The 19,618-nt window shown below is 66.3% G+C and carries 18 protein-coding genes; 9 read left to right on the plus strand and 9 right to left on the minus strand.

Going from position 1 to position 19,618, the window contains the following annotated elements; all coding sequences use genetic code 11:
- The first annotated feature begins 47 nt into the window (after window positions 1-47).
- The 7 genes from BLR24_RS11185 to BLR24_RS11215 all read left to right on the plus strand — a co-directional run bounded on the left by BLR24_RS11185 (window position 48) and on the right by BLR24_RS11215 (window position 9,547).
- The gene (locus BLR24_RS11185) at window positions 48-902 is read left to right on the plus strand and encodes an AAA family ATPase (RefSeq protein ID WP_093016774.1); all 855 of its coding nucleotides are present in this window, start codon (window positions 48-50) and stop codon (window positions 900-902) included.
- 64 nt (window positions 903-966) lie between these two features.
- Window positions 967-1,215, plus strand: coding sequence for a hypothetical protein (locus BLR24_RS11190; protein ID WP_093016776.1), 249 nt, complete (start codon window positions 967-969; stop codon window positions 1,213-1,215).
- Between the two features lie 25 nt (window positions 1,216-1,240).
- The gene (locus BLR24_RS11195) at window positions 1,241-1,837 is read left to right on the plus strand and encodes a GNAT family N-acetyltransferase (protein WP_093017350.1); all 597 of its coding nucleotides are present in this window, start codon (window positions 1,241-1,243) and stop codon (window positions 1,835-1,837) included.
- Window positions 1,838-1,862: 25 nt separating this feature from the next.
- Window positions 1,863-3,050: a vWA domain-containing protein gene (locus BLR24_RS11200; RefSeq protein WP_093016778.1), complete on the plus strand. Its 1,188-nt coding sequence runs from the start codon at window positions 1,863-1,865 to the stop codon at window positions 3,048-3,050.
- Window positions 3,051-3,122: 72 nt separating this feature from the next.
- Window positions 3,123-5,051, plus strand: coding sequence for an autotransporter assembly complex protein TamA (locus BLR24_RS11205; protein WP_093016780.1), 1,929 nt, complete (start codon window positions 3,123-3,125; stop codon window positions 5,049-5,051).
- Window positions 5,052-5,065: 14 nt separating this feature from the next.
- On the plus strand, window positions 5,066-9,169 hold the full coding sequence (locus BLR24_RS11210; RefSeq protein ID WP_093016782.1) for a translocation/assembly module TamB domain-containing protein: 4,104 nt from the start codon (window positions 5,066-5,068) through the stop codon (window positions 9,167-9,169).
- A 75-nt stretch (window positions 9,170-9,244) separates the two neighbouring features.
- Window positions 9,245-9,547 carry a hypothetical protein gene (locus tag BLR24_RS11215; protein WP_093016784.1) on the plus strand — a complete coding sequence of 101 codons (303 nt, stop codon included), beginning with the start codon at window positions 9,245-9,247 and terminating at the stop codon, window positions 9,545-9,547.
- An 18-nt stretch (window positions 9,548-9,565) separates the two neighbouring features.
- Here BLR24_RS11215 and BLR24_RS11220 read toward each other — a convergent pair whose 3' ends face one another.
- Window positions 9,566-10,420 carry a LysR family transcriptional regulator gene (locus BLR24_RS11220; protein WP_093016786.1) on the minus strand — a complete coding sequence of 285 codons (855 nt, stop codon included), beginning with the start codon at window positions 10,418-10,420 and terminating at the stop codon, window positions 9,566-9,568.
- A gap of 116 nt (window positions 10,421-10,536) precedes the next feature.
- On the opposite strand from BLR24_RS11220, the gene BLR24_RS11225 reads away from it, so the two are divergent.
- Window positions 10,537-10,773: a hypothetical protein gene (locus BLR24_RS11225; RefSeq protein WP_093016788.1), complete on the plus strand. Its 237-nt coding sequence runs from the start codon at window positions 10,537-10,539 to the stop codon at window positions 10,771-10,773.
- A 35-nt stretch (window positions 10,774-10,808) separates the two neighbouring features.
- Here BLR24_RS11225 and oxlT read toward each other — a convergent pair whose 3' ends face one another.
- On the minus strand, window positions 10,809-12,134 hold the full coding sequence (oxlT, locus tag BLR24_RS11230) for an oxalate/formate MFS antiporter (RefSeq protein WP_093016790.1): 1,326 nt from the start codon (window positions 12,132-12,134) through the stop codon (window positions 10,809-10,811).
- A 365-nt stretch (window positions 12,135-12,499) separates the two neighbouring features.
- On the opposite strand from oxlT, the gene BLR24_RS30690 reads away from it, so the two are divergent.
- Complete coding sequence (locus BLR24_RS30690; protein WP_175543252.1) at window positions 12,500-12,658, plus strand: hypothetical protein; 159 nt, start codon at window positions 12,500-12,502, stop codon at window positions 12,656-12,658.
- A 60-nt stretch (window positions 12,659-12,718) separates the two neighbouring features.
- Here the strand turns inward: BLR24_RS30690 and BLR24_RS11235 are convergent, their stop codons facing one another.
- The 7 genes from BLR24_RS11235 to BLR24_RS11265 form a co-directional block, all read right to left on the minus strand.
- Window positions 12,719-13,648 carry a LysR family transcriptional regulator gene (locus tag BLR24_RS11235; RefSeq protein ID WP_093016792.1) on the minus strand — a complete coding sequence of 310 codons (930 nt, stop codon included), beginning with the start codon at window positions 13,646-13,648 and terminating at the stop codon, window positions 12,719-12,721.
- Window positions 13,649-13,719: 71 nt separating this feature from the next.
- Window positions 13,720-15,135, minus strand: coding sequence for a pyruvate kinase (gene pyk, locus BLR24_RS11240; protein WP_093017352.1), 1,416 nt, complete (start codon window positions 15,133-15,135; stop codon window positions 13,720-13,722).
- A 66-nt stretch (window positions 15,136-15,201) separates the two neighbouring features.
- On the minus strand, window positions 15,202-16,215 hold the full coding sequence (locus tag BLR24_RS11245; protein ID WP_093016794.1) for a 2-dehydropantoate 2-reductase: 1,014 nt from the start codon (window positions 16,213-16,215) through the stop codon (window positions 15,202-15,204).
- A gap of 41 nt (window positions 16,216-16,256) precedes the next feature.
- The gene (locus BLR24_RS11250) at window positions 16,257-17,039 is read right to left on the minus strand and encodes a fumarylacetoacetate hydrolase family protein (protein ID WP_093016796.1); all 783 of its coding nucleotides are present in this window, start codon (window positions 17,037-17,039) and stop codon (window positions 16,257-16,259) included.
- Window positions 17,040-17,082: 43 nt separating this feature from the next.
- Complete coding sequence (gene sucD, locus BLR24_RS11255; protein WP_093016798.1) at window positions 17,083-17,982, minus strand: succinate--CoA ligase subunit alpha; 900 nt, start codon at window positions 17,980-17,982, stop codon at window positions 17,083-17,085.
- 102 nt (window positions 17,983-18,084) lie between these two features.
- Window positions 18,085-19,257 carry an ADP-forming succinate--CoA ligase subunit beta gene (gene sucC / locus BLR24_RS11260; RefSeq protein ID WP_093016800.1) on the minus strand — a complete coding sequence of 391 codons (1,173 nt, stop codon included), beginning with the start codon at window positions 19,255-19,257 and terminating at the stop codon, window positions 18,085-18,087.
- Window positions 19,258-19,263: 6 nt separating this feature from the next.
- A complete protein-coding gene (locus tag BLR24_RS11265) occupies window positions 19,264-19,593 on the minus strand; it encodes an HAD family hydrolase (protein WP_093016802.1) in 330 nt (109 codons plus the stop codon).
- Window positions 19,594-19,618: the final 25 nt, after the last annotated feature.

A 19,618-nucleotide genomic window follows, 5' to 3' on the forward strand; every position in this document is an offset into this window, starting at 1 on the left:
GTGTTCTTTTCTCCACCCGGCCTCCTCCACCTGCTTGCGTTCCACTCATGAAATTCAAGGGCTCAGACAACTACGTCGCCACTCAGGACCTGATGCTGGCAGTCAATGCCGCCATCACGCTCAAACGTCCGCTGCTCGTCAAGGGCGAACCCGGCACGGGCAAGACCATGCTGGCCGAGGAAGTGGCGCAGGCGCTCGACCTGCCGCTCCTGCAGTGGCACATCAAGTCGACCACCAAGGCCCAGCAGGGCCTGTATGAATACGATGCCGTGAGCCGCCTGCGCGACTCGCAGCTCAAGGACGTGGACGGCGGCGAGCGCGTCAAGGACATCCAGAACTACATCGTCAAGGGTGTGCTCTGGCAGGCCTTCACGGCCGACCAGCCGGTGGCGCTGCTCATCGACGAGATCGACAAGGCCGACATCGAGTTTCCGAACGACCTGCTGCGCGAAATCGACCGCATGGAGTTCTACTGCTACGAAACGCGCGAGCTCATCCGCGCAAAGCACCGGCCGGTGGTGTTCATCACCTCCAACAACGAAAAGGAGCTGCCCGACGCCTTCTTGCGCCGCTGCTTCTTCCACTACATCAAGTTCCCGGACGCCGAGACGATGAAGAACATCGTGGCGGTGCACTTCCCCGGCCTCAAGCAGGAACTGCTCACGTCCGCGATGAAGACCTTCTACGACGTGCGCAACCTGCCCGGCCTCAAGAAGAAGCCTTCCACCTCCGAACTGCTCGACTGGCTCAAGCTGCTGGTGGCCGAAGACATTCCGATCGAGGCCCTGCAGAGCAAGGACGACAAGGTTGCCGTGCCGCCGCTGGTGGGTGCGCTGCTCAAGAACGAGCAGGACGTGACCTTGTTCGAGAAGCTCGTCTTCATGCAGCGCAACAACCGATGAGCCAGCCCCCGCCCGGCCGCTCCGAAGGGGGCTCGCACCGCAGTGCAAAGCACGGAGGTTGCCTTTGACCCGCCAGGCCCCGCATCCGGTCGGCCAGTTGCTCAAGCTGGGCGTGGCGCAGGCCGTGCTGTTCGTGGCCGGTGCGCTGCTCGGCCGCTGGATCGGGCTCCAGCTGGGGCTGGATGCCTTCGGGCCCAACGGCTACGGTAACCGTGAGATCTTCGGCATCCTGCTGATCGGCGTGGGCGGTGGCGGCGGCGTGCAGCTGGCCCGGGCCTGGTACGACCGCAAGTACGGCAAGCCAAGAGGCTGAAAAACAATTTCGAGGGGTGTTGAAGATGGCGTTCGTCGAACCTGTCACGCTGAAGGCCCGCGACTTGGCGCTGGTGCCGCTTTCGCTCGGCCATGAAGAGGGCCTTCGCGCCGCCGCGGCCGATGGCGAACTGTGGAACCTGCGCGTCACCTCGGTGCCCGAGCCGCATGAAACCCGCGCCTACATCGAGACCGCCCTGCAGGGCCGCGAAGCCGGCCAGCGCTTTGCGTTTGCCGTGACCGAGGCCGAAAGCGGCACCGTGCTCGGCAGCACCAGCTTCCACGACATCCTGCCTGCCGTGAAGCGCGTGGAGATCGGCTACACCTGGTACGCCAAACGGTGCCAGCGCACGCACGTCAACACCACCTGCAAGCTGCTCATGCTGACGCACGCCTTCGATACCCTCGGCTGCAACGTGGTGGGCTGGCGCACCGACAATTTCAACTTCGCTTCGCAGCAAGCCATCGAGCGGCTGGGCGCAAGAAAAGACGGCGTCATTCGCGGCCATGCCATGCGCCGCGACGGCACCATCCGCGACACCGTCATGTACAGCCTGCGCTCGGGCGAGTGGCCCGAGGTGAAGGCCCAGTTGCTCTACCTGCTCGACAAGCCGCGAAGCTGAAGACAAGCCCAAGGAAAGCCCGACCATGCTGATCGATTTCTTCTACACGCTGCGCTCGGCCAAGCTGCCGGTCTCGGTCAAGGAATACCTCACGCTGCTCGAGGCGCTGCAGGCAGACGTGGTGGGGCCCAACTCCGACGGCGCCTTTGGCCTCGATGACTTCTACTATCTCTCGCGTACCGCGCTGGTCAAGGACGAGAAGCACTACGACAAGTTCGACCGCGCCTTTGCCGCCTACTTCAAGGGCGTGGAGATGCTGGCCGACTTCACCAAGGAAGTGCCGCTCGACTGGCTCCGCAAGACGCTGGAGCGCGAGTTCACTGCCGAAGAAAAAGCCAAGATCGAGAAGATGGGCTGGGACGAGCTCATGGAAACGCTCAAGAAGCGCTTCGAAGAGCAGAAGGAACGCCACGAGGGCGGCAGCAAGTGGATCGGCACCGGCGGCACCTCGCCCTTCGGCCACGGCGGCTACAACCCGCAGGGCGTGCGCATCGGCGGTGCTGGCAAGAACAAGAGCGCTGTGAAGGTGTGGGACCAGCGCGCCTACAAGGACTACGACGACAGTCAGGAGCTGGGCACGCGCAACATCAAGGTGGCGCTGCGGCGGCTGCGCAAGTTCGCGCGCGAAGGCCATGAAGAAGAGCTGGACCTGGACGACACCATCCACTCCACCGCCGCCAATGCCGGCTACCTCGACATCAAGATGCGGCCCGAGCGCCACAACAACGTCAAGGTGCTGCTGCTGATGGACGTGGGCGGCACCATGGACGAGCACATCCAGCGCGTGGAAGAACTGTTCTCGGCCGTGAAGACCGAGTTCAAGCACCTGGAGTTCTATTACTTCCACAACTGCGTGTACGACTTCATGTGGAAGAACAACAAGCGCCGCTTCTCCGAGAAGTTCGCGACCTGGGACATCCTGCGCAAGTACAACAAGGACTACAAGCTCATCTTCGTCGGCGACGCGACCATGAGCCCCTACGAGATCCTGCAGCCTGGCGGCAGCGTGGAATACAACAACGAGGAAGCCGGCGCCGAATGGGTCCAGCGCCTCACGCACGCCTTTCCCAAGTTCGCGTGGATCAATCCCGAGCCGCAGGGCGTGTGGCAATACCGCCAGAGCATTGCCGTGATGCAGCAGCTCATGTCGAACCGCATGTATCCGCTCACGCTGCGGGGCCTCGAAGACGCGATGCGAATGCTTTCGAAGTAAGGCGGCGTGCGGCATGCGCCTCTGTTTCCGGATGCTTCCGGAGCCGGCGCGCCTTGCTGTCAAAATCCGCCCATGTTCAGGGTGGTCCCAGTCTTTGCGCCGGCGTGGTTGCCGGCTTTGCTTTTTTTCGGCGTCCTGCTTCTGCAAGGATGCAGCCTGCTGCCGAAAAAAGAAGCCGCAGCGGACACCACTGCCCCGGCCCTGGTGCGCAGCGGCGATACCGCCGCCGATGAAACCGGCAAAGATGGCGACAAGGGCGCACGGCGTGCTGCATTCACCGTCGACGTGCGCGGGCCCGACAACGTGCGCGAATACCTCGCGCTGCATCTGGACATCCAGCGCTACCGCGAGCTCGACGACCTGGGCGCCACCGAGATCTCGCGGCTCATGGTGGCGGCGGAAACCAACGCTCGCGAACTGCTCGGCACGCTGGGCTACTTCACGCCCACGCTGACGCTCGAGCTCAACGAAACACCGGCCAGCACCAAGGCTCCGCGCGAGATCGTCATCACGGTGGAGCCGGGCGAGCTCACCCGCGTGAGCAACGTGCAGCTCAGTTACGGCGGCGCGATTGCAGACGACCCCACCGCCGAGGCCCAGCGCGATTCGATCCGCACCGCCTGGGCGCTTCGGCCCGGCCTGCCCTTCACGCAGCAGGGCTGGGACAACGCCAAGGCCACGGCCTTGCGCAGCCTCACGGCCAAGCGCTTTCCCACCGGCAGCATCGAGGTGAGCCGCGCCGAGGTCGATGCCGACCGGCAGGAGGCCCGGCTCAGCGCCACCTACCAGTCGGGCCCCGCCTACCGCTTCGGCCCGCTGGTGCTGCGCGGCACCGAACGCTACGACACCGACGGTGCGCGCCGCATCGCGCAGCTCCCCACCGGCACCGACTACGACCAGCAGAAGCTGCTCGATGCCCAGCAGCGCCTGGCCAGCAGCGGCTACTACGACTCGGTGTTTCTCACGCTCGACACCGAGAGCGGCAACCCGCTGGCGGCGCCGGTGATCGCGCAGCTGCGCGAAGCCCCCATGCAGAAGGTGGTGCTGGGCGCCGGCTTCACCACCGACAGCGGTCCGCGCCTGTCCGTCGACCACATTCACAACCAGCTGCCGCTGCTGGGTTGGCGCGCGGTCTCGCGCCTGTCGGTCGACAGCGACGTCAAGTCGCTCTCGACCGAATGGAATGCCATTCCCGACGATCGGGGATGGCGCTGGTTCGCGGGCGCCGGGCTCAAGAGCGAGACCTCGGGCAGCTACGTGGTCGACAGTGGCCGCGTGCGCAGCGGGCGCAGCAAGTCGAGCGGCCACATCGACCGCAGCTACTTCCTGCAATACGACTACGCGCAGAACCGCGGCACCAACGCCCCGCCCTCGGCCTCCGCCGTAACCGCCAACTGGGGCTGGACCGGCCGTTATTTCGACGACAACGCCCAGCCGACGCGAGGCTTCGGCCTGGCGCTCGAACTGGCCGCGGGCTACACGCTGACCGGCGAGCAGCTGCCTTTCACGCGCACCTATGCACGCTGGCTCGGCGTGCTGCCGGTGGGCTTCTCGGAGGACCGGGACGCCGCCACCCTGGCGCGCCGCAGCCGCGTCCAACTGCGCGCCGAAGCCGGCGCCGTGTCCGCCAAGGACAGCGCGCAGGTCCCCTCCACGCTGATGTTCCTGACCGGCGGCGACACCACGGTGCGCGGCTACAGCTACCGCCAGATCGGCACCGTGCGCAGCGACGGCCAGATCGTGGCGGGACGCTACCTCGGCGTCGTGAGCGCCGAGTGGCAGCGGCCCTTCGTCTACAAAGACAAGCTCACCGAATGGGAGAGCGTGGTGTTCGTCGATGCCGGCGCGGTGGCCGACAAGCCCGGCGAACTCAAGCCGAAGGTCGGCGTGGGCGTGGGCGCGCGCTGGCGCAGCCCGGTCGGGCCGGTGCAGGCCGATCTTGCCTATGGGGTGGACACGAAGAAGTTCCGCCTTCACTTCCGCCTCGGGTTCACCTTCTGACGCGCGCCCCATCGATGCAGACAGACGCCGAACCCCAGCCCCAAGAAGCCGCGCCGCGCGCACGGCGTTCGCGCACGCGGCGCGCGCTGCGTGCGCTCGGTTGGACGATCGGAGGCCTGCTGGCGCTGGTGCTCGTTGTGGGCGCGGGCGCATGGTGGTGGCTCGGCTCCAACCAGTCGCTGGCCTTCGCGCTGGCCAGGGTCGCGCTCTACCTGCCTGCCGGCCAGTCGCTTGAAAGCCGCGATGTCACGGGCTCGCTGCGCACGGGCGGGCGCATCGGCTGGCTGCGCTGGCAAAGCGAGAAGCTGGCCGTCGAGGTACATGACGCAGACATCGGCTGGCAGCTTGGGCCGCTGTTCCAGCGCAAGCTGCAATTGGGTGAGGTGCATGCGGCACAGCTTCTCATTGAACGCCGCGGCCCGCCGAGCGACACGCCCACCGAGCCGCTCGAACAGCTCGCGCTGCCCATCGAAGTCGACCTGCCGTTTCGCATCGACGAAGTGCGCTGGGCCGGTCCGCCGGCACTGCAGGCGAATCAGCTCACGGGCAGCTACCGCTATACCGCCGCACACCACCAGCTGGAGGTCAAGGGCGTCGACATTGCCGAAGGCCACTACAGCGCGCGCGTGAACTTGCAGGGCCCCGCGCCGATGGCGCTCGACGCCACGCTGAACGGCCACGTGAAGGCGCCGTTGGCCGAAGGCCGCAGCATCGACGTGCTGGCCGAAGCCGCGATCAAGGGCAAGCTCGCAGGCGCCGATGCGCGGCTGCAGATAGCCGCCGAGCTGAAGCCGGTCGAGCCCGACGCCGAAGCGCCCATGGAAGCCAAGCTGCAAGCCAATGTCGCGCCCTGGCTGCCGCAGCCCGTCATCGATGCGAAGGCCGACCTTCGCAACGTCGATGCGGCCGCGCTCTGGCCCGGCGCTCCGAAGACACGCCTCACCGGAACGGTCGAACTGCAGCCCGATTCGCCCACCGGCCCCGCCGCCTGGCAGGCCTCGGCCAGCATCCGCAACGCGGTGCCCGGGCCGTGGGACAAGGGCGCGCTGCCGGTCGAAGAGGTCCAGGCGCGCGTGGGCTTCGACGGCACCAACTGGACGATTCCCGAAGCCATGCTGCGCGCAGGCGGCGGCCGCATCGAAGCCCAGGGCCGCTGGAGCCCCGTGCCCGCACCGTGGCAGGTGCGCGCCAACGTGCGCGGTGTGCGAGCGGGCCTGCTGCACAGCGAGCTTTCGGGCGCGCCGATCAGCGGTACGGCCACGGCACAGCAGCGCGAAGACACGATCGGCTTCGACGTGGCGCTCCGCGCCGCAGGTGGCGCCGGCAGCAAGGCGATGCCTGGCTTCGGCCTCGACCGCGTACTGGCCCAGGGGCAGTGGAAAAACCAGGTGCTGGACCTGCGTACGCTGCGCGTGCAGGCCGAAGGCGCCAGCATCGAGGGCAAGCTGCAGGTGCGCGTGGCCGAGCAGGCCGCGAGCGGCAAGCTCGACTTGGCGCTGCCGGGCGGCAGCGCGCAACTCGAAGGCCGCATCGCACCGGCGCAAGGGGCCGGTGACATCAAGGCACGCATCGACGACGCCGATGCCGCGCAGCGCTGGATCGAGGGCCTGCCCGAGCTGTCGAAGGTGTTCGCGGGCAAGAGCGCAAAGGGGTCCGCGCGGCTCGACGCAAGCTGGCAGGGCGGCTGGCAGACCATCCAGCGCCGGCTCGAGAACCCTGCCGCGCCTGCGCAGCGCGGCATCGCGGAGCCGAGTCTGAAGGCGTCGCTCGGTGTGCCGCAGCTCGAACTGCACATGCCTGCCGTCAACGGCAACGGCGAAACAGCGGCCGCCACCACGGTGCAGCTGAAGGACCTGCGTGCGGACCTCGCCGGCAGCCTGGCCGAGGCGACGCTCGCGCTGCAGGGCGAAGCCACCACCGGCACGCAGAAGCTCACGGTCGATGCACGCGCTAGCGGTGGCCTTGCGGGTCCCAACCACTGGCGCGCCGCGCTCGCCAGCCTGCGCCTGCAAGCTCAGGACAGCGCGCGTTTCGGCACCGCCGCGGCGCCCTGGACCCTGGAGCTCGGCCGAGAAGTCACCGCCACCATCAAGACGAGCGGAAGCGGCGCCGCGAGCCGCCTCGATCTCGAAGCCTCGGCGGCCACCGCCACGCTGCGCGGACCGGCGCCCGGTACCGTTCGCATCGAATGGCAGCCGCTGCGCTTCACCCGCAGCGGCGTGGCGCCCAACCAGGCGTTTCGCATGCAGTCCAAAGGCAAGCTGCAAGGCCTTCCGATGGCATGGGCCGAAGCTTTCGGCGCGAGCACCACCTTCAATGAACTGGGCGTGAGCGGCGACCTGATGTTCGACGGCGACTGGGATATTGACGCCGGCGACACGCTCCGCGCCCATGCACGGCTCGCACGCCAGAGCGGCGACATTCGCGTGCAGGCCGGGGAGGCCGCGCTGGTCACGCGCATCACCAGCCGCGGCACCGGCACGGCCAGCGAGCGCACGATGAACTCCGCCACCGCGGTCGGGGCGGTCGCGCCCAACACGCCAGCCGGCTTGCGCCAGGCCGAACTGAGGCTCGATGCGCAAGGCGACGCGGTGCGCGCCACGCTGGCCTGGGACAGCGAACGCGCGGGCAAGATCGATGCCGAGCTCAACACGCGCATGCAGCAGCGCGCGAATGGCTGGCAGTGGGCGGCCGATGCGCCGCTGGCCGGCAACATCAAGGCCGCGCTGCCGAACCTGGGCGTGTGGTCGATGCTCGCGCCGCCCGGCTGGCGCATTGCAGGCACGCTGGATGCCGACGCCGCGCTCTCGGGCAACCGCGCCACGCCGCGCTGGAACGGCACGCTGGGCGCCGACAAACTCGCACTGCGCGCGCCGGTCGAAGGGCTGGACCTGCGCGATGGCCGCCTGCGCGCCACGCTCACCGGCACGCGCATCGACATCACGGACTTCACGCTCAAGGGCGGTGCCGGCAGCAACGTGCGCATCGCGGGCCAGAGCGGCAACCGCAGCACCGCGGCCAGCCAGGCCGCCGCCGATGGCGGCTCGCTCTCGGCCCGCGGCGACATCGGCTGGGGTGCGGCCGGCGCATCGGGCGCATCGGGCACCGGCATTCGCATGGCGCTACAGGCCGATCTGCGCGCGCTGCGCGTGCTGGTGCGCACCGACCGCCAGGTCACGCTCTCGGGCAACCTGCAAGCCCGGCTCGACGGCGGCCAGTTCAACGTGCGCGGCAAGCTCAAGACCGACCGCGCCGTGATCATCCTGCCCGACGAAACCGCGCCGAGCCTGGGCACCGACGTGGTCGTGCGCTCTGTCGCCAAGGACCGCGAGGCGGCCGAGCAGGCGCAGCGCGACGCCGCGAGCAACGAAGCGCGAGCCGCCCGGCCGGAGACTGCCAAGCCGCCCGACATCGTGGTGAACTTCAACCTCGGGGACGACTTCGCGGTGCAAGGGCGCGGCATCACCACGCGGCTCGAGGGCGACCTCGAGATCCGGAGCACCAAGCTCAACGGGCCGCCGCGCATCACCGGCGAAGTCAAGACCGTGAAGGGCCAGTACCGCGCCTATGGCCAGCAGCTCGATGTGGAAACCGGCCTGGCCCGCTTCAACGGACCGTTCGACAATCCCGCGCTCGACATCCTCGCGATCCGGCCCAACATCTCGCAGCGCGCCGGTGTGCAGATCACGGGCACCGCGCAGTCGCCGCGCGTCAAGCTCTACTCCGAGCCCGCGCTGTCCGATGCCGAGACGCTGTCATGGGTGGTGCTGGGCCGCGCCTCGGCCACCAGCGGCGGCGAATCGGCGCTGTTGCAGCAAGCGGCCCTTGCGCTGATCGGTCACGTCAGCAAAGGCGGGAGCGGCGGCAGCCTGGCAAGCCGCTTCGGGCTCGACGAACTCGGCTTCAAGGGCCCCGGCAATGGCGGCGATCTGCGCGAGTCGGCCGTGACGCTCGGCAAGCGGCTGTCGAAGGATTTCTATCTGACCTACGAGCGCAGCGTGGGCGGCACCTTCGGCACGATCTTCATCTTCTACGACCTGACGCAACGGCTCACGCTGCGCGGGCAGGCCGGGCAGACCAGCGGGCTCGACCTCATCTACACATTGAAGTACGACTGAAGTCCGGGTCTGCCGCCTTGACCGCGGTAATTCAGGGGATAAGAATCGTCGACGCCCTTCTAACAAGGAACGACGATGCACGATGATGGAGACAAGGGCGAGTGTTCCCCACTGGACCGTCAGAAGTACGACCCGCCGGGCTACTCGCGAACCACGTTCTTGCGCAACGCACTGCAGTGCGTCATTGCGGCCATCGCAGCCGGTGCCGCGGCTGCCTCCATTCCCTACTGGGGAGGCGATGACTTTCCGCTGATGGGCCTGATCATCTACGTCGCCGGCATGGTGTTCGTCGCCATGCCGCTGTGCCTCTACTACGAGTCGCTGCTCCAGTCGCACGAAGAGCGCGTGGAGCGTGCAAGGCACATGTTGGCCACCTGACAGCCAAACCCTGACACCCTAGGCGGCCGGCTTGGCCTTGACGACCTGCCTCAAGCCCTCGAGCGCAGGGTCCACGATGGCTGTGTCCGCGCCCACCGCATACACCGCGTAGGCCGGGTAGAGAAACTCCGGCGTGTCGGGCACGCGGCGCAGCCGGCCCGACTCGAGATGGCTGCGCACCACGTCGTGCCGAAAGTAGCCGGTGCCGCCCGCCGCCAGCAGGTACTCGCGGCCCAGCGGCCCCAGCCCGGCACTCACTGCGGCGTTCGAGAGCTCCGGATACGCAAGGCCATGCTGCGCCGCGAACTCGGGGCCCCAATCCACATACACGTAGTCCGCCGGCCGCGGCACGCGCGGGCGCTTCGCGGTGGTGACCATGACGAGCTTCTCTTCGATGAGCAATTCCACGCGCAGGCCGGGCCGCTGCTGCGGCGCGTAGGCAATGGCGATGTCGAGCACGCCCGAGGCCACCTTGTCGAGCAGGTCGTGCGGAAAGCCCACCTCGGTACGAATGGCCAGCTGCGGCGCAGCGGTGCGCATCCAGAGCAGCCATTGCAGCAGCAGCGGGTCCCACAAGCTGATCTCGCATCCGATGGCGAGTACCGCGCGGCTGCCGCTCGGCACCGCGACCTGATGGCGGGCGCGCTCCCACACCTGCACCAGCGTGGTGGCGTGCGGCAGAAATTGCTCGCCCGCGGCGGTCAGCACCGCACCCGCCTTGTTGCGCACGAAGAGCGGCCGGCCCAGCAGTTCTTCGAGCGTTCGCACGCGCGCGCTCACCGAGGTCTGCGTGACATGCAGCCGCTCTGCGGCACGCTGGAAGCTGCGCGTGTCCACGATCTCTAAAAAGGTTCGGGCCAGGTTGATGTCCATGCCGCATCCGTTTTTGAATGCAATATTTTTGCACTCAACTGGCAATTAATATCGTTTTACTTGCTGCGAACGCAAGCCGAAGATGAAGGCATTCCATAGCAACCAGGAGTTGATCGATGCCCACCCTTCGCCAGCCATTCCATGCCACCCCGTCAGAAAGCTTTGTGGATGCGTTCAAGGCGCTTGTCGACGAAGCCCTGATGCTCGCCGAGGCCCTGCTGAGCCCGAACAAGATCATCGGCGAGGTGGAGCAGATGCGTGCGTTGCAAGTGGCGGCGGACAACATCGAAGCCACCGATCCACTGCATGCCGAGGTGCTGCGCTCGCGCGCCGCGCGCGTCGGCCTGCGCTGAATAGAGGCGAGCGGCGCTGCTGCTGCTGCTGCGAACTACGAAGAAAGCCGGCTCTGTTCGATGTGCTTGCGCCGCATCGGGCGCAGGACGAACCACGCCATGAGCGCAGCGGCTGCATTGACCGCGCTGGCGGCAATGAACACGGCCTGCCAGCTTCCGGTGGCCGCGGCGAGCACGCTCGACAGCGGCACCAGCAAAGAGGCCGTGCCCTTGGCGGTGTAGAGCATGCCGGCGTTCGATGCCGCGTACTTGGAGCCGAAGGTGTCGGCGCAGGTCGATGGAAAGAGGCTGTAGATCTCGCCCCAGGCAAAGAACACGATGCCCGTGAGCACGACGAAGAGGATCGGGTTGTGGCCGTAGTGATAGAGCATCAGGATGCCCACCGATTCGAGTGCGAATGCGATGAACATCGTCTGCTCGCGCCCGATCTTGTCGGACACCCAGCCGAAGAAGGGCCGCGTGAGCCCGTTGAGCACGCGGTCGATCGCGAGTGCAAAGGTCAGCGCCGGCAGCACCAGGCCCATGATGTTGACGGGCACGTCCATGATCTTGAAGTCCTGCGCAATCGGCGCGAGCTGGGCCGTGGCCATCAACCCGCCCGCGGCCACCATCACGAACATCGCATACATCACCCAGAACACGGGCGAGCGCAGCACCTCCGAAGGCGCGTAGTCGCGCTGCGACTGCTGCACGTTGCGGCTGTTCGAACTCTTGGCATGGTCGGGCGCACGGGTCAGCGCCCAGGCCAACAGGAAGACGATCAGGCCCTGCCCGATGCCGAAGTAGAGAAACGCCGACTCGTAGCCGCTCGTCCTGATCATCGCGGAGATGGGGATGATCGTCAGCGCCGAGCCGGCGCCGAAGCCTGCGGCCGTCATGCCCGCGGCAAGGCCGCGCCGGTCGGGAAACCACTTGAGCGCATTGCCCACGCAGGTGCCGTACACCGCGCCCGCGCCGATGCCGCCGATGGCCGCGGCAATGTAGAGCAGCGGCAGCGTGTTGGCCACCGAGTTGATCACCCAGCCCAGGCCGCAGAGGATGCCGCCCACCAGCACCACCGGCCGCGGGCCGAAGCGATCGACCAGGTAGCCTTCGATGGGCACGAGCCACGTTTCGGTGAGCACGAAGATCGTGAAGGCCACCTGGATCGCGGCGCGGCTCCAGCCATGCTTCTCCGCGATCGGATTGACGAAGAGCGTCCAGCCGTATTGCAGGTTGGCGATCATCGCCATGCACACGATGCCGATCAGCAGCTGGCCCCATCGGTAGGCCTCCGATCGGGTCGCCGTGGCGCCGTGGGTTCCTGCGGGGGAATACATCGCCGGGTTGGAACCGGCGATCGTTGGCGTAGGCCGAGTCATGGGTGTTCCTTTGTCTTCATGTTGTGTTTAGGTCCGACGAAGTCGGTCGCTGGTCCGGTCTGTCGAATGACCGGTATCCGCGCGAGAACGACTGTCGGACGGAGTGCCCCAAAAGCTCTTGACCGCAGTCAAGTTCCCGACAACCTCGAGCCCTCGATGACGCGTGATTTCTCGAGCGAGAAACCCAGGTGCGGCATGTGTCGATTCGTGTCTTTCGAAGTCGCCGAAACACGCGCGGACGAGAACGGGTTTCGACGTGTCCGCCGACAGGTCTGCGCAGTGACAACGCACGGCAAAAGGGGTTTGCCTGAGTTAGGGGTAAACCCTATAATTGCCCTCAGTCATCTCAACTTTCGGAGCGCTCCATGAACAACACCGCAGTGAATTCCAACGCACTCAAGAACACCGCTTCGCTGGGCAGCAACGAGACCCTGCGCAGCCTCATCGCCGCCATGCCCATCGTGATCTTCGCGAAGGCCGCGCGCGCCGCGCTGAAGCGCTCTGCTGGCGCACGCGCACGCTGATCGCGCGGGGTTCGCCCCCTGTTGGGGAGGTGCGCAAGGCACCTCTCCCTGTTCAGTTTTTCAAGCCGGGGAGTCGAAGGGCACGATCTGCGAAATGAGCGCCGGCCCGTCGGCGAGCAGAAAGTCCTTGAAGGCCTGCGCCACCGGCGGCAGCCGCTTGTTGCGGCGGTGCACCACGTACCAGTTGAGCATCAGCGGAAAGCCTTCCACGTCGAGCACGCGCAGGCTGCCGGCGCGGGTTTCCTGGCTGATGGTGTGCGCCGACACGAAGCTCACCCCCATGCCTGCGATCACCGCCTGTTTGATGGTTTCGGTGCTGCGGATCTCCATGGCGATGTTGATGCCGCTGAGGTCGCCGCCAAAGCCCTCTTCCATCGAATGCCAGGTGTCCGAGGCCTTCTCGCGCACCACGAAGGGCTCGCGCATCAGCCGCTTCAACGGGATTCTGGGCACGCCCACCAGCGGATGGTTGGGCGCCGCGACGATCACATAGGGATGCGGCGCAAACGGCTGGTTGATGGTGTCCAGGTCGGTCGGCGGGCGCACCATGATTGCCAGGTCGGTGAGGTTCTCCGCGATGTGCGTCATGAGCCCTTCGCGGTTGTGCACCGTGAAGTTCAAGGTCACGCCGCGGTGCCGGCTCGCAAACTCCACGAGGAGGCGCGGAAAGAAATAATCGCCCGCGCTGATCACACCCACGTTGAGCTTGCCGCCCGAGACGCCGTTGAATTGCAACATCGCATTCTCGGCCGCCTCGAACTGCTGGATGATGGCGCGGCTGATCTGCAGCAGTTCGGTGCCCGCCGGCGTCAGGTAGATTTTCTTTCCGAACTGTTCGAACAGCGCATTGCCCGCGTGCTCTTCGAGCTTGCGCACCTGCGTGGACACGGCCGGCTGCGTCAGGTGAAGCTCTTCCGCCGCGCGCGAGAAGCTCAGCAAACGCGCCACCGCTTCGAAGACTTTCAACTGGCGCAGGGTCGCGTGCTTCATTCGGAAAAAGGTGGTCGCTGCTTCGATCGGACGGGCATGGTACTGCGCGCCACGCCCCGTGCGAATGCGGCCTAGGGTATCCGCGCGACGTGCAGCAGGTTCGTCGTTCCCGAAAGCCCGAACGGCAGGCCAGCTACCACCACCACGTCGTTGCCCGTGTTCGCGAAGCCTTCGGTGCACGCGATGCGGCAGGCGCACTCGATCATCTCGGCCACGTCGTGAACGTCATCGACCAGCACCGCATGCACGCCCCACACCATTGCCATGCGGCGCGCGGTGGCCACATCGGGCGTGAGGCTCAGGATGGGCACGGCCGGCCGCTCGCGGGCGGCTCGCAGGCTGGTGAAGCCCGACGAGGTGTAGGTGACGGTGGCGGCAGGCGCCAGCAGCGCGGCCACCTGGCGCATCGAAGCGCACACGGCATCGGCGGTGGTCGACAGCGACGCCTCGTGCGTGGCGTCGATACCGATCCGGTACGACGCATCGGCTTCCACGCGCGAGATGATGCGGTCCATCATGGCGACCGCCTCGAGCGGGTATTTGCCGGAGGCCGATTCGGCGGAGAGCATCACCGCGTCCACGCCGTCGTAGATGGCGGTTGCAACGTCGGACACTTCGGCGCGCGTGGGCACGGGCGCGGCAATCATCGATTCGAGCATCTGCGTGGCCACCACCACCGGCTTGCCGCGCTTGCGGCAGGCGCGCACGATGAGGCGCTGCAGTTCGGGCACGCGCTCGGGCGGCAGCTCCACGCCGAGGTCGCCGCGCGCCACCATGACGCCGTCGCACAGATCGACGATCGCATCGAGGTGGTCGATGGCCGCGGGCTTCTCGAGCTTGGCCATGATCCATGCGCGCGTACCGATGATGGCGCGCGCCTCCTCGATGTCTTCGGGGCGCTGCACGAAAGAGAGCGCCACCCAATCCACGCCCATGGCCAGGCCGCAGGCCAGGTCGTCGAGGTCCTTGGGGGTCAGCGGCGAGATCGGCAGCAGCACGCTCGGCACGTTGACGCCCTTGCGGTCGGAGATCGGGCCGCCGACCAGCACCGTGGTCTCGGCAAAGTCGGCGCCGTGGCTGTCCACGCGCAGCCGCAGCTTGCCGTCGTCGAGCAGCAGCTCGGTGCCGATCTCCAGCGCCGCGAAAATCTCGGGATGCAGCAGCGGGGCGCGGCGCGCATTGCCGCTCGCCTTGTCCATGTCGAGGCGGAAGCGCGATCCCGCATCGAGCTGCGCGCGTCCGCCTTCGAAAGTGCCGAGCCGCAGCTTGGGGCCTTGCAGATCGAGCAGCACGCCGATGGGCCGGCCGAACTCTTTCTCGAGCCGCCGGATCGTGTCGAGCCGGCGTGCATGGTCGTGCTGCGTGCCGTGGCTGAAGTTGAGCCGGAACACATCCACACCGCGCTCGAACAAGGCACGAATGGCCGGCTCGTCGGTGGTGGCTGGGCCCAGCGTGGCCACGATCTTCGCGCTGCGTGTACGTCGCATCATCCGTTCCATTTCATCGATCGATCACTGCGCGCACGCGGCGCAGAATGCGCAGCCTGAAAAGAGCTAGCTCGCCATCTCGTGAAGGCAGACCCGGCCGCGCTGTTCTTCCATCGTACGCGCCAGCAGCTTGACGAGCGAATACACGGTGTCGATGTGCGGCGTCGGGGTCTCGGTGAGCCGGGCCAACTCGACGACCGCACCCACCAGCGCGTCGATCTCCGGTGCGCGGCCGGCTTCGACGTCCTGCAGCATCGAGGTCTTGTGCTTGCCGACCTTTTCAGCGCCCGCAATGCGCTTGTCGAGCGTCACGCGAAACTCGATGCCCAGCTTGTGCGCCACCGCCTGCGCCTCGCGCATCATCGCCGCGGCCAGCTCGCGCGAGGGCGGGTATTGGCAGATGTCGACCAGCGTCGAGTGGGAGAGGCTGCTGATCGGGTTGAAGGTCAGGTTGCCCCACAGCTTGAGCCATATCTCGGCACGGATGTTGTCGAGCACCGGCGCCTTGAAGCCCGCAGCGCTCAAGCAGGCCGAGACGCGGTTCACGCGCTCACTCGAAGAGCCGTCGAGCTCGCCGACCGGGAAGCGGTCGCCCTCGATGTGCTTGACCACGCCGGGCGCGATCAATTCGGAGGCGGGGTACACCACGCAGCCGATGACGCGCTCGGCCGGAATCTTGGACGCCACCAGGCCCGTGGGATCGACGCTGCGCACCGGCGTGCCCGCCAGCGCGCCGCCATGATTGTGGAAGTACCAGAACGGGATGCCGTTCTGCATCGTCACCACCACCGTCTCGGGACCGAACAGCTTCGGTACGTCGTTGGCTACGGCCTCGACCTGGTGCGCCTTCATCGCGAGGATGACGATGTCCTGCGGCCCCGCCTGGTCGTAGCGGTCGGTGGCCTTGACGTTCCGCGCCACCTGTTCGGCCCCATCCGCACCGATGAGCTTGAAGCCGTTGGTGGCAATGGCGTCGAGATTTTTCCCGCGCACGATGAACGTCACATCCTCGCCGGCCAGGGCGAGCTTGGCGCCCACCAGGCCGCCGATGGCGCCCGCTCCGATGACTGCTATCTTCATGTCGATCCCCAAGGTTGTTGAATCTTTTCGCGCGGGCGAGCTCAGCCGAAGCGGTTGCCGAGCCTGCCGATGCCGCCGATCTCGACTTCGACAAGGCTGCCGGGCTTCATCGAACCGACGCCGATGGAAGTGCCGCACAGGATCACGTCGCCGGGGTTCAGCGTCATGTCGAGGGAGATCAGGCTCACGAGTTGCTGGACCGAAAAGCGCATGTCGCTGATCGGATAGTTCTGCCGCACCTCGCCGTTGAGCAGCGTGGTCACGGTCAATGTTGCGGGGTCGAGGCCGGTGGCCACCACCGGGCCCATGGGGCAGAAGGTGTCGAAGCCCTTGGCCCGCACCCACTGGGTGAACGACGCGTCGCGGTTCAGTATGTCCGCCACGGTCACGTCGTTGGCGCAGGTGTAGCCGAACACATGGGCCAGAGCATCCACCTCGGGCACGGCGGTGCATGTCTTGCCAATGACGATGCCGAGCTCGCCCTCGAACACCACTTTGCCGTCGCACAAGGGCTTGCGAATGTCCGCGCCGGGGGCGAGGTATGAATTGGGCGCCTTCAGCAGGTACAGCGGCTCCGCGGGCACCGGCAGCTTCAGCTTCTCGCCGAGCGCATGGAAGTTGTTCCACAGCGCAATGACCTTGGTGGGCTCGGTGGGCGTGAGCAGCCGCACACCGGCCAGTACGAACACGCGGCCGGTCGGCTCGGGGCGCTCGAACATGTTGCCGCGGTGCTCGTGCACGGCATCGCCTACGAGCGTGCCGAATCCGGTTTCGCCGCCGTGTTCGAAACGGACCCATTGCTGCTGTTGTTGCTGTTGCTGCATGTCGCGCCTTCCTTGGTTCTGTTGGAGTGTGTTTTTTCAGGGCTCAGTCGAAGGGCAGGTAGTCGGGGATGACGAGCGACGCGAGCAGCTTGCCCATCTCGGCCGGGTTGTCGGTCACGTGAATGCCGCACTCCCTCATCACCGCCAACTTTTCCTTTGCCGTTCCCTTGCCGCCCGAGACGATGGCGCCTGCGTGGCCCATGCGCTTGCCTGGCGGTGCGCTGGCACCGGCAATGAAGCCAACGACGGGCTTGTGCATGTGGTCCTTGATCCAGCGTGCGCAGATCTCTTCGTCGTTGCCGCCGATTTCGCCGACCATGATCACGGCGTCGGTGCGCGGGTCGTCGTTGAACATCTTCAGCACGTCGATGTGCCGCAGCCCGCCGACCGGATCGCCGCCGATGCCGACGACGGTCGATTGCCCGATGCCATAGTTGGCAAGCTGGCTCGCGGCCTCGTAGGTCAACGTGCCCGAGCGCGACACCACGCCGATGCGGCCCTTCTGGTGGATGTGGCCCGGCATGATCCCGATCTTGATTTCATCAGGCGTGATGAGGCCGGGGCAATTGGGGCCGAGCAGCAGGGCCTTGCTGCCTTCCAAGCGATGGCGGGTGCGGATCATGTCGCGCACCGGAATGCCTTCGGTGATGCACACCACCAGGTCGAGCCCCGCATCCACCGCTTCGTCGATGGCTGCGGCAGCGAAAGGGGGCGGCACGTAGATGACCGAGACGGTGGCGCCTGTTTCAGCCTTGGCTTCCTTGACTGTGCCGAACACTGGAATGCCGTCGAAGGACTTGCCTGCCTTCTTCGGATTCACGCCGGCGACGAAGCACCTCTGGCCGTTGCCGTAGTCGCGGCACATGGCGGTGTGGAACTGGCCTGTCTTGCCGGTGATGCCCTGGGTGATGACGCGGGTGTGCTTGTTGATGAGGATGGACATGTCAGCTCTCCATCTTTTGTTCGAGGCACCTTTGTTGAGGGCTCTTGTTCAGGGCGGGAGCGCGCCCTGAATGCGCGACACGACATATCAAAGAGCGAGTTTTCATCGAACTCCTCGCCGAGCCGCAGCCACGACCGTCTGGGCCGCATCCGCCATGTCGTTGGCCGAGATGATCGGAAGACCCGACTGCCCGAGGATGGTCTTGCCCAAGCTCTCGTTGGTACCCTTCATGCGCACCACGAGCGGCACGGACAACTGGACCTCACGGGCCGCGGCAACAATGCCGCGCGCGATCACGTCGCACTTCATGATGCCGCCGAAGATGTTGACCAGGATGGCGCGCAGATTCGGGTTGCGCAGCATCAGCTTGAAGGCTTCGGTCACCTTCTCGGCCGTGGCACCACCGCCCACGTCGAGAAAGTTGGCCGGCGATCCGCCATAGAGCTTGATCGCGTCCATCGTCGCCATCGCCAGGCCCGCGCCGTTCACCAGACAGCCGATGTCACCGTCGAGCGGGATGTACGAAAGATCGAACTTCGAGGCCTCGATCTCCGCCGGGTCTTCCTCGTCGAGATCGCGCATCGCCGCAATCTCGGGCTGGCGGAACAGCGCGTTTGGATCGAAGTTGAACTTCGCGTCCAGCGCGATGACGCGCCCGTCGCGGGTCAGCGCCAATGGGTTGATCTCGGCCAGCGACGCGTCGCAGGCGTCGAAGGCCTGGTAGAGGTTCTGCACCAGCGTGCGCACCTGCAGCAGCGACTTGCCCGAAAAGCCGATGTCGCGCGCAATGCCGTCGGCCTCGGCCGACTTCACGCCCGTGGCCGGGTCTATGAACAGCTTGCGGATCTTTTCCGGCGTGCGCGCCGCGACATCCTCGATGTCCATGCCGCCTTCGCTCGAAGCCATCAAGGCCACGCGCCGCGAATCGCGGTCGACCGTCATGCCAAGGTAGAACTCCTTTTCAATCTCGACGCTTTCCTCGACCAGCAGACGCTTCACCAGCCGGCCTTCAGGGCCCGTCTGATGCGTTCTGAGCGTCATGCCCAGCAGTTCGTCGGCGTGGCGGCGCACTTCGGCCGCCGACCATGCGAGCCGGACACCGCCGCCCTTGCCTCGGCCGCCGGCATGGATCTGCGCCTTCACCACCCAGGCCCTGCCGCCGATCTGCGTGGCCGCATCGGCCGCTTCGTCCGGCGAAAAGCACGCATATCCACGCGGCGTGGGCACGCCGTATTTGCGCAATACGTCCTTGCCTTGGTATTCGTGGATATTCATGGCAATTCAGGCCCCGAGTTCTGCGCCGCGGCTTTCGGCCCAGTTGAAATAGCGCTTTTTCATGGCACCCGTATCCAGCTCGCGCTTTTGATGCTCTTCCTTCTTCTGCTCGATCACCTCGGCCAGGAATTTGGCGTCGTAGGCGCGCAGCAGATGCGGCTGGTGGGTATTCAGGTAATGACAGATCCGCTCGATGCCGTCTTGCGTCTGGCGCAGCAGCTGGCAATAGATTTCACGGTCCCAGTGCCAGCGGAAACCCAGTTCGTAGAACGCGGCGTTGTAGGCGTTGCGCTCGGTTTCGCTGCTCCAGTATTGAATTGGCAATTCATCGATCATGAAATTTCTCCTAGAAATTGAACGC

Origin of the sequence: Variovorax sp. OV700, from assembly GCF_900099805.1 — a bacterium.
Taxonomy (GTDB): Bacteria; Pseudomonadota; Gammaproteobacteria; order Burkholderiales; family Burkholderiaceae_C; genus Variovorax.